Source organism: Tistrella bauzanensis, from assembly GCF_014636235.1.
In the GTDB taxonomy this organism is placed as follows: domain Bacteria; phylum Pseudomonadota; class Alphaproteobacteria; order Tistrellales; family Tistrellaceae; genus Tistrella; species Tistrella bauzanensis.
Genome location: NZ_BMDZ01000013.1, coordinates 86746 through 96251, shown reverse-complemented (window position 1 = coordinate 96251; position 9506 = coordinate 86746). Strand labels below are relative to the sequence as shown.

The 9506-nt window shown below is 68.3% G+C and carries 12 protein-coding genes and 1 pseudogene; 7 read left to right on the top strand and 6 right to left on the bottom strand.

The window, feature by feature from the left end; all coding sequences use genetic code 11:
- Window positions 1–181: 181 nt before the first annotated feature.
- Together IEW15_RS08075 and IEW15_RS08070 are read left to right on the top strand one after the other, a co-directional pair.
- Window positions 182–892, top strand: coding sequence for a CoA transferase subunit A (locus tag IEW15_RS08075; RefSeq protein WP_188576610.1), 711 nt, complete (start codon window positions 182–184; stop codon window positions 890–892).
- Between the two features lie 2 nt (window positions 893–894).
- Window positions 895–1536 carry a CoA transferase subunit B gene (locus IEW15_RS08070; protein WP_188576608.1) on the top strand — a complete coding sequence of 214 codons (642 nt, stop codon included), beginning with the start codon at window positions 895–897 and terminating at the stop codon, window positions 1534–1536.
- Between the two features lie 93 nt (window positions 1537–1629).
- Here IEW15_RS08070 and hpt read toward each other — a convergent pair whose 3' ends face one another.
- From hpt to IEW15_RS26745, 3 genes and pseudogenes are all read right to left on the bottom strand, one after another.
- Window positions 1630–2172: a hypoxanthine phosphoribosyltransferase gene (gene hpt, locus IEW15_RS08065; RefSeq protein ID WP_188576606.1), complete on the bottom strand. Its 543-nt coding sequence runs from the start codon at window positions 2170–2172 to the stop codon at window positions 1630–1632.
- A 100-nt stretch (window positions 2173–2272) separates the two neighbouring features.
- On the bottom strand, window positions 2273–2806 hold the full coding sequence (locus tag IEW15_RS08060) for a hypothetical protein (RefSeq protein ID WP_229707921.1): 534 nt from the start codon (window positions 2804–2806) through the stop codon (window positions 2273–2275).
- A 30-nt stretch (window positions 2807–2836) separates the two neighbouring features.
- Window positions 2837–2932 (bottom strand): annotated as a pseudogene (locus tag IEW15_RS26745) (zinc-ribbon domain-containing protein); the annotation flags it as partial.
- A gap of 314 nt (window positions 2933–3246) precedes the next feature.
- Here IEW15_RS26745 and IEW15_RS08055 point away from each other — a divergent pair.
- From IEW15_RS08055 to IEW15_RS08040, 4 genes are read left to right on the top strand one after another with little or no spacing between them, the layout of a single operon-like run.
- A complete protein-coding gene (locus IEW15_RS08055; RefSeq protein ID WP_188576601.1) occupies window positions 3247–4071 on the top strand; it encodes a cell division ATP-binding protein FtsE in 825 nt (274 codons plus the stop codon).
- A complete protein-coding gene (locus IEW15_RS08050; RefSeq protein ID WP_188576599.1) occupies window positions 4068–4955 on the top strand; it encodes a cell division protein FtsX in 888 nt (295 codons plus the stop codon). Before IEW15_RS08055 ends, IEW15_RS08050 begins: the two co-directional genes overlap by 4 nt.
- Window positions 4952–5650: a YdcF family protein gene (locus IEW15_RS08045; RefSeq protein ID WP_229707920.1), complete on the top strand. Its 699-nt coding sequence runs from the start codon at window positions 4952–4954 to the stop codon at window positions 5648–5650. Before IEW15_RS08050 ends, IEW15_RS08045 begins: the two co-directional genes overlap by 4 nt.
- Window positions 5647–6372, top strand: coding sequence for a lysophospholipid acyltransferase family protein (locus IEW15_RS08040; protein ID WP_188576596.1), 726 nt, complete (start codon window positions 5647–5649; stop codon window positions 6370–6372). Before IEW15_RS08045 ends, IEW15_RS08040 begins: the two co-directional genes overlap by 4 nt.
- Before the next feature lie 321 nt (window positions 6373–6693).
- Here the strand turns inward: IEW15_RS08040 and IEW15_RS08035 are convergent, their stop codons facing one another.
- The 3 genes from IEW15_RS08035 to IEW15_RS08025 are packed head-to-tail and all read right to left on the bottom strand — an operon-like array spanning window position 6694 to window position 8247.
- Window positions 6694–7128 (bottom strand): PaaI family thioesterase, encoded by a 435-nt coding sequence (locus IEW15_RS08035; protein ID WP_188576594.1) that lies wholly within the window; start codon window positions 7126–7128, stop codon window positions 6694–6696.
- Entirely contained in the window at window positions 7125–7583 is a 459-nt protein-coding gene (locus tag IEW15_RS08030) for a PaaI family thioesterase (protein WP_188576592.1), read from the bottom strand. The genes IEW15_RS08035 and IEW15_RS08030 overlap by 4 nt, the downstream gene beginning before the upstream one ends.
- A 22-nt stretch (window positions 7584–7605) precedes the next feature.
- Window positions 7606–8247 carry a gamma-glutamylcyclotransferase gene (locus tag IEW15_RS08025; protein WP_188576590.1) on the bottom strand — a complete coding sequence of 214 codons (642 nt, stop codon included), beginning with the start codon at window positions 8245–8247 and terminating at the stop codon, window positions 7606–7608.
- A 211-nt stretch (window positions 8248–8458) separates the two neighbouring features.
- Here IEW15_RS08025 and IEW15_RS08020 point away from each other — a divergent pair, with 211 nt between their 5' ends.
- Window positions 8459–9472, top strand: a complete 1014-nt coding sequence (locus tag IEW15_RS08020; protein ID WP_188576588.1) for a DUF2125 domain-containing protein — start codon at window positions 8459–8461, stop codon at window positions 9470–9472.
- The last annotated feature ends 34 nt before the right edge of the window (window positions 9473–9506 follow it).

The window sequence follows — 9506 nt, the reverse complement described above, 5'->3', positions numbered from 1 at the left end:
CGATCAGCCGCAAGCGAAAACGGGCCGGATGGTCCGATGAATTCGCAAGGTCGATCATTGGGCAAATGCGATAGCCCTGGGCCGGATGGCGGCATCGATTGACAGCGCTTCACGTGCCGCTTATCAAACACGGACCGGGGGTATCATCGGGGGGAAACCCTCGCGAGAAAAGGCGGTATGCATGAGCAAGAAAGTCTACCCTGACGCGGCGACGGCGCTGGCCGACCTGCTCAGGGACGGCATGACCATCATGTCCGGCGGCTTCGGACTGTGCGGCATTCCGGAAAACCTGATCCTTGCGATCCGCGAATCGGGCGTGCGCGATCTGACGGTCATCTCGAACAATGCGGGCATCGACGGCTTCGGCCTGGGCATCCTGCTTGAGACCCGTCAGGTGCGGCGCATGGTGTCGTCCTATGTGGGCGAGAACAAGACCTTCGAGAAGCAGTATCTCGCGGGCGAACTGGAGCTGGAATTCAATCCGCAGGGCACGCTGGCCGAACGCATCCGCGCGGGCGGCGCCGGCATCCCGGCCTTCTTCACCAAGACCGGCGTCGGCACCATCGTCGCCGACGGCAAGGAGGTCCGCGAGTTCGATGGCGAGGAATACGTCATGGAACGCGGCCTGGTCGCCGATCTGTCGATCGTGAAGGCGTGGAAGGGCGATATCGAGGGCAATCTGATCTATCGGATGACCGCGCGCAACTTCAACCCGATGATGGCGACCGCCGGTCGCATGACCGTGGCGGAAGTGGAGCATCTGGTGCCGGCGGGTGAGCTTGGCGCCGACGCGATCCACACGCCCGGCATTTTCGTGAAGCGGATCGTGGCCGGCCGCGACTACGAGAAGCGCATCGAACAGCGCACGACGCGTGCCCGTGGGGAGGCGTGACCATGGCTTGGACTCGCGAAGACATGTGCCGCCGCGCGGCGAAGGAGCTGAAGGACGGCTTCTACGCCAATCTGGGCATCGGCATTCCGACGCTGGTTGCCAATTATATCCCCGAGGGCGTGCATGTGGTGCTGCACTCGGAAAACGGCATGCTGGGCATGGGACCGTTTCCCTATGACGACCAGGTCGACGCCGACCTGATCAATGCCGGCAAGCAGACCATCACCGAACTGCCCTATTCCAGCTATTTCGACAGCGCCGCCAGCTTCGGCATGGTGCGTGGCGGGCATATCAACCTGTCGATCCTGGGCGCCCTGCAGGTGTCGGAAACCGGCGATCTGGCCAACTGGATGATCCCGGGCAAGATGGTCAAGGGCATGGGCGGCGCCATGGACCTGGTGGCCGGCGTGCAGCGCGTGGTGGTGATCATGGACCACAACGCCAAGGATGGATCGGCCAAGCTGGTTCGTGAATGCTCGCTGCCGCTGACCGGTAAGGCGTGCGTCGACCTGCTGATCAGCGAGGTCGGCGTGTTCAGTTTCGATGACGGGCTGACCCTGATCGAACTGGCGCCGGGCCTGACGGTCGAGGACGTGAAGGCCCGTACCGAGGCGCCGTTCAAGGTTGCTGAAGGCGTCGCCTGACCGTTCGACGTCGGATGACGGAATGGCCGGCATCGCTGCTGAAGCGGTGCCGGCCATTTTTGTGATGGTGCCGCCCTGACGGTTCGCCCGCCCCTAGCCCTGCCGGGGCTCCAGCACGCCGATATAGGGCAACTCGCGGAAGTAATGGGCATAGTCGAGCCCATAGCCGATGACGAACAGGTCGTCGACGGTGAAGCCGACATGATCGGCGTGGAATTCGACCTTGGCCTTGCCGGGCTTGTGCAGCAGCACGCAGGACTTGACCTCGGCGGCGCCACGGGCCAGCAGATGGTCGCGGGCGAAGCGCAGGGTGCGGCCGCTTTCCAGAATGTCGTCGATCAGCAGGATCTGACGGCCCTCGACCGAATCGGTCACGTCCTTGCGGATTTCCACCGTGCCCGAACTGGTGGTGCTGCGGCCATAGCTGGACAGCATCATGAAATCGACCTGCGGCTGCATGCCGGCACCATGCAGGCCCCGGATCAGATCGGCGGTGAACACGAAGCTGCCCTTCAGAATCGCGACCAGCAGCGGCTCGGCACCCATGCAGGACGAGATTTCGGTGGCAAGCCCGTCGACCCGGCGGTCGATCTCGTCGCGGCTGATCAGGGTGCGGATATCGCCTTCCGGACGCATGAGGCAGGTCACTCCGTGAGGGTTGAGGCTTGTGCGATATGGGGGTCAACAGATCGGGGCCGGCGCCTCTGGCGGCCGGCCCCGGATCGGTATCGGGTCTTCATGGTGTCTGCGCGAAGCCGACATCGAAGCGGGTGGCGGCGCGCGGCGGGTTTTCCAGCCGTTCGCTGAAGCGCAGCACCTCGCCCGGCAGCATGCGGTTCGACGAGACGTCGATCACCGACCGGCCCAGTTGCTGGCGGTCGTTGCCGATGAACAGCACCTCGACCGGCGGCACCGCGCGCACCCCGTCGGACAGGTTGTAGATCTCGCCATCCACCACCAGCACCGGGCGGCCGTCGACCACCTCGCCACGGGCGGTGAGGTTGCGGATTTCCAGGCCCAGCACCTCGCCACCAACCCCCAGCCCCAGCATGGCATAGGCGCCGCTGGTGAAGGGCAGGGCGCGCACCACCTGTTCACGGCCGACGATCAACCCGCCGATCATGGCGGCGATGACGATCGCGAGTGCCGTGAAGGCGGGCCAGCGCGGGCTGGCCCGCGCAGGTTCGATCATCACCGCATTGCGGCGGTCGAACAGGGCGGCGGGCTCGTCGGGATCCTCGCCGCGCGGCAGCGGCAAGGGCCGCGGCATGTCCGCCGGGGGATCCTGCTGCCAGACGTGGCCACACTGCGTGCAGCGCACTTTCCGGCCGTCGGGTCCAAGCGACTGCGGGTCGAGCGTGTAGCGGGTTGAACAGGCCGGACAGGTCAGTATCATCGCTCGGAACCGAGGGGGTGTGCAGACGGCAGGACGCGCATTCAGCCGGGCCGCTCCGGACTGATATCGGGCGGAACCGTGGCATACAAAGTATAGGCTCCGCCGTGGCACGCAAGCACGCAGGCACCGAAACACCCGACATCCCTGGGTCCGGACGACCATCCCTGGGTCCGGACGACGGTTGTGCCATGCCCTGGGACCGGTTATAGGCTCCGCCCGGTGCCGGTTGCAAGGTTGCCGGCCCCGTGCGATGCTTCCCGCGGCGCGACATGAGGATAACCCCCTCCGGAACCCCCTCGCAACAGGCAGGATCGATGGCCGACGACACGGCTCTTGTCCGGTTCGACGCCGTCGGTATGCAGTACGACGGCGCCGCCGAGGTCTTGCGCGATATCAGCTTCGCACTCGACCCCGGTTCATACCATTTTCTCACCGGGCCCAGCGGTGCCGGCAAATCGACCATGATGCGGCTGCTGTATCTGGCCCAGCGCCCCAGCGCCGGCCGCATCAGCCTGTTCGGTCGCGAGGCCGACGGCCTTGGCCGGTCGGACCGCGCGCGCATGCGCCAGCGGATCGGGGTCGTGTTTCAGGATTTCCGGCTGTTGCCGCATCTGAGCGCGTTCGACAATGCCGCCCTGCCGCTGCGCATCCTGAAGACCCCGGAAGCGGAGCTGCGCCGCGACGTGATGGAACTGCTGGCCTGGGTGGGGCTGGGCGATCAGGCCGATGCCTCACCCGCGACCCTGTCGGGTGGCCAGCAGCAGCGGCTGGCGATCGCGCGCGCCGTGGTGGTGCGTCCGCGCCTGCTGCTTGCGGACGAACCGACCGGCAATCTCGATGCCGAGATGGGCCTGAAACTGATGCATCTGTTCGAAGAGCTGAACAAGCTCGGCACCACGATCGTGGTTGCAACCCATGACACCACCCTGCTTGCCCGGTTCCGACACCCACGGCTGGTGCTGGCCGATGGCACCGTGCGGCTGATGCCGCCGGCACCGCCGCTGCGCATCGGCCCGGCACCGCGGCTGTCAGCCGCCGAAGCCTTGCGTGGCGCCGCGCGGACCGATGCGGCGGCGGCCCCTGGGACCAACGCTGGCACCGACCCTGGCGCCCCTCCCCGGCCCGAGGTGACGCGATGATCGGGCGCCGCGCGGCCGGCCTGCCGCTGGGGCGCGACCTTTCCGCCCGCTTCCTGCCCTGGCTGCTGGCGCCGATGGCGGCGCTGCTGGCGCTGGCGCTGGTGGCGGTGGGTACGGTGGACCGGGCGATCGACCGCTGGGCGGCGGCGCTGGGCGACAGCGCCACCATCTGGCTGCCGGCGCCCGAGGATGTCGACCACGGCCCCGACCCCCGGCTGATGCCGCTGATCGCGCAGCTTGAAGCCGAGCCCCTGATCCGCGAGATCCGCCCGGTGCCGCGCGCCGAGGCGCAGGCGCTGGTGGCCCCCTGGGTGGGCGCCGAGCTTGCCGCCGGTGACCTGCCGCTGCCGACCCTGGTGGATCTGCGCCTGGCCCCGGCACAGCCGGGCGAGATGGCGGCACTGACCGAGCGGGTGGCACAGACGGTCGATGGCGCGCGTCTGGAACAGCCGGGTGACTGGGTGGAACGGCTGGCCCGCATCGGGCGCGCGGTGCAGGCCGGCGCCGTGGGGCTTGGCGTGCTGTTCGCGCTGGCGGCAGCGCTGGCGGTGGTGTTCGCGGTGAAGACCGCGCTCGCCATCCATCGCGACACCATCGACATTCTGCATGTGATGGGGGCACCCGATGACTACGTCGCCCGCCAGTTCGCCATGCAGGGCCTGCGGGTGGGATTGATCGGCGGTGCCGCGGGCAGCATCGTCGCCGCCCTGCTGGTGACGGGGGCGGGGGCGGCACTGCCCGACACCACGGCCCCGCTGCTGCCCCGGCTGGATCCGGGGCCGATCGGCTGGGGCGGGCTGGTGCTGGTGACACCGGCTCTGGCGGTGGCGGCGGCGCTGGTCGCCCGCATCACCGTGATCCGCCGTTTGAGGGCGATGCCGTGACCCGCGGACGGCGGCAGCAGATCGGGCGCCCGCGACGGCAGCCCTGGCGGCTGCGTGTGCTGATCGCGCGGCTGGTGCTGTTGGTGGTGGTGGCCTGGGCCGCGGGCTTCGTGATCTTCGCCGAAACCCTGCCGGCGCGGACGCCGCCGATTTCCGAGCGCACCGACGCGGTGGTGGTGCTGACCGGCGGCGCCGACCGGCTGGATGCCGGGCTGGATCTGCTGGATGACGGCGCGGCCCCCCTGCTGTTCATCTCAGGGGTCGATCAGCGTGTCGACCTGCCCGATCTGCTGCGCGCCAGCGGCCGCGATATCGGTGCCTATGGTGACCGGGTGGTGCTGGGGTTTTCGGCCGGAGACACGGTGGGCAATGCGCGCGAGACCTATGCCTGGGCGCAGGCGCGCGGGGTGCGGTCGATCCGGCTGGTGACGGCGGCTTATCACCTGCCGCGGGCGCTGATCGAGTTTCGACGCGCCATGCCGGGCGTGGCGATCCTGCCCCACCCGATCATCCCTGAACATGTGAAGCAGGATCGGTGGTGGCGCTGGCCCGGCACGGCGGCCCTGTTCCTGGCCGAGTATCAGAAATATCTGCTGGCCTGGGTGCGGGACTGGCTGCTGCGCAAGCTGCTGCCCCTGCCGCATCCCCCTCTGGCACACCCCTTGGCCGCCCTGCCCGTGGAGCGCGCTGCATGACCCGGATCAGGGCGCTTGCCTTCAATATCCTGTTCTTTCCCTGGTCGGTGCTGGTGATGCTGGCGGCGCTGCCCTTCGTTGCCAGCACCGGCATGCTGTGGCGGCTGCGGCGGGTGTGGCTGGGCGGCATTCTGTGGCTGTTGCGGGTGGTGGTCGGCCTGCGGGTGGAGATCCGCGGCCGGGCGCATCTGCCGCCGGCGCCCTATATTCTGGCCGCCAAGCATCAATCGATGCTGGAAACCTTCGTGCTGGGCAATCTGCTGGATCGGCCGGCCTTCGTGCTGAAGCGCGAACTGACCTTGATTCCGGTTCTGGGCTGGTATCTGAAGCGGGTGGGCATGGTACCGATCGACCGGGCGCGCGGACCGTCGGCGCTCAGGCGCATGCAGGCGGCGGCGCGCGCCTGCGCCGCCGAGGCGCGCCCGCTGGTGATCTTTCCCGAAGGCACCCGCCGTGCACCGGGGGCGGCACCCGATTACAAGCGTGGCCTGACCCTGGTCGCCAGGGCAACCCCGTCGCTGCCGGTGGTGCCGGTGGCGCTGGATACCGGCCTGTTCTGGGGCCGGGGGCTGCTGGAACGGCGGCCAGGGGTGACGGTGATCGAGATCCTGCCGCCTCTGGCGCCGGGGCTGCAGGGCGATGCCCTGCTGGCGGCAGTGCAGGCCGCGATCGAGCCGGCAGCGGCCCGGCTGGCGGCCGAGGCGCCGTCACGGCTGGCCTGACCGGCGACGACACCGGGCCGCGCGGCTTTGCACAGCCTGTGGATATCCGTTCTGTGGATAACTCTGTGCATGATCTGGGGGTGATCGCGGATATCCCGTCAGTCAGCCGCGCGAAAATCCGTGGAAATCGTTGAAATTTTGAGGAGTCACAGGCGCCTTCCACATGTTCTGCAAAATGTGGATGAATTTCGCAAGCGCGTGACGGCGGCGGGGCATGCGAGCGGAAATGCCGTGGCAGCCGGGCGGTCTGGCCAGGGAGCGCTGGCCAAGGAGCGCTGGCCAAGGAGCGCTGGCCAAGGAGCGCTGGCCAGGGGCCGCTGGTCAGTCGATCAGGAAATGGGCGATGGCCGATGCAATCGGCTTCGACCGGTCATCCTGCCAGGCGGTGGTGTGGACGTTCACCACCCGCCGACCCATCTTGGTGATCCGGCTGGCGGCGAAGGTATCCACCGGCCGGCCCGAGCGCAGGTAATCGATGGTGATGGTGATGGTCTTGGGCACGCGGACCTGCTCCATCTCCCAGATCACATGCGAGAGGGCGGCGGTTTCCAGCAGCGAGCCGATAATGCCGCCATGCAGCGCCCGCAGAACCTGATTGCCGATATGCTCGGGCCGATAGCCCATGCGGAAGATCAACTCGCCCTCGCCCTCTTCGGCGGCGAGGTTCAGGAAGCGGGTATAGGGCACCGCGTCGTTCAGCGCGGTGAAGTCGCCATTGCTGCGCGACCGTTCGATGGCGTCCTTCAGGCTGATCATGCGGCGTCCTCGCGGTGGGTCAGCTTGGTGCCGATCATGAAGCTTCCGGCGGCGGTAGCGACCGGCCCGTCCTCACCCTCATGCCATGCCTCGGCGACCACGAAGGCGACATTGGGGGTGACGCGGGTGACCTTGGCCCGGGCCATCAGCCATTTATGTGGGGTGGATGGCCGCATATAGTCGATCCGCAGGTCCAGGGTCGCGATGGGTTGCAGGCGCGGCAGGGCGGTGAACACGGCGATGCCGCAGGCGCTGTCGATCAGCGTGGTCATCACCCCGCCATGCAGAACCCCGGTTTCCGGATTGCCGACCATGAAGCCGCGATAGGGCAGACGCACCACCGCCAGGCCCTTGTCGATCTCCATCACCTCCATGCCGAAATGGCTGATCAGGGGGTGATCCTCGCCAAAGATCGATTTCAGCGCCGGATTGTTGTCGGTATTCATCGGGGTCATCTGATCGCGTCCTGAACCTGTTCTACACGTGATTACCCGACCCGGCCCCGGAAGGCAAATCTGTTGCGGATTCCGGATGCGTCGTGGTGCCATCCACCAGGTCCGCCGCCGGGGCCGGATCACGGCCCACGGACGCCGCCTCCAGCACATGGCGCAGCGGCCCGCCATGCAGGCCCAGCGCCGCCATCCGCTCCAGGGTCTGCGACAGATAGTCGTGGGCGGTGCCCATCATGCCGCTGCCGGCGCGCACCAGCGTCGCCATATTCTCGAAACCCAGCCTTCCTGTGTAACGGGCGCCATTGCGATCCGCGACATAGGTGACGGCCGTGACCCGGCGGCCGTCATCCAGTTGAATTCTCAGAAGGCGGCGCAGATAGACCGTGTCGTCCTGGCCCATCTCGCGCTCGTCAAGATAGGCCAGAACCTGACGGGTCCGGGCGGCGGCGATACGGAAGGCGATGCCCCGGCAGGCCCCGCCCCGGTCCAGCCCCAGAACCAGCCCCGGCCGGTCGGGCGTGCCGCGATAGCGGGTGGAATAGATGCACAACGACCGGTGATAGCCGCGCAACAGGGCCGTGCGGCTCTCCACCGGCTCGAACCCCGGTCGCCACATCAGCGAGCCATAGCCGAACACCCAGACATCCGCGCCATCATCGGCCGGCATGCGAAGATCTCCCTTTGCGAACGGTCGTCCATCCGGGGATCGACTTTACCCCCGCGGGGGCCCGTGCGCAAAGCCTGTCCCCCCGGGCGGCAGGTCGCATGCCGACAAGCCCGGGCACCGCCGCTCGACCCGGAGCCGGGCGGGCGCTATATAGACGTCAGTCCCTTCGTCTCCGCCGACCGGAGCCCTCTGTCATGAAGATCCGCCGCCCATGAAACTGAAGCGCGTTCTGATACTGCTCGCCGTTCCCGTGGTGCTGCTGGCGGTGTGGACGATCTATTGGTTCCGGCTGGCCGACGAGGTCGCCGCCGGAGTCGACCGCTTCGCCGCCGACCAGCAGGTGGCGGGGCACGATTTCAGCCACGGTCCGGTGGTGGTGAACGGCTGGCCGTTCCGGCTGGAGGCGACCGTGCCTGCGCCGGTGCTGACGGCGGGCGGCACGGCGGACCCCGCACGTGTGGCGGCGGAACAGGTGGTGGTGTTCATGCAGCCCCTGCGCCCGACCCATCTGGTGGCGGTGATCACCGGCCCGGTGATGCTGTCGAGCGCCGGCAGCGGGATCACGCTTACCCCCACCCATGCGGCGGCAAGCGTGGTGTTCGACGATCAGGGCCGGCTGCAGCGGTCGGCGCTGGACATGACAGAGGTGACCGGCCGCTTCACGCCCGCGACCGGCCGGCCCGCCGGTTTCACCATGGCCCGCGCGCAGCTGCATCAGCGTCGCGAGGCCGAGGGCGGCATGCGCGGGGCACTGGAGATCGACGGGATGGACCCTGAGGCCGCCGATCTGCCGACCCTGTCGCGGCTGTTCGTCGACCTGACCCGGAGCGGCCCGGTGGCGGAGCCGGTGACGCGTGCGGCGCTGGAGCGGTGGCGTGATGACGGCGGCGTGGTGGAGATGACCCGGTTCGAGGCGATCGCCGACGACGTCACCATGACCGGCGACGGCACCTTCGCGCTGGATGCGGCGCTGCGGCCTGAGGGGGCCGCCGCCTTCCGCATCGCCGGCGCCGAAACCGTGCTGGCGCGGCTGGAAGCCTCGGGCGATATCAAGCCGGCGATGCGGGCTGTGCTCGACCAGATGCTGGGCCTGTTCGAGCGTGTCGACGACGAGGGCCGCGCCGCCGTGCGGGTGCCGCTGACCATCCAGTCGGGCGTGTTGAGCGTGGCCGGCCTGCCGCTGGTGCCGGTGGAACCGGTGCTGCCGCCCGAGACCGCCTCGTGAGCGATCCCGCCCGAGGTCGTCCACAACGAGATCA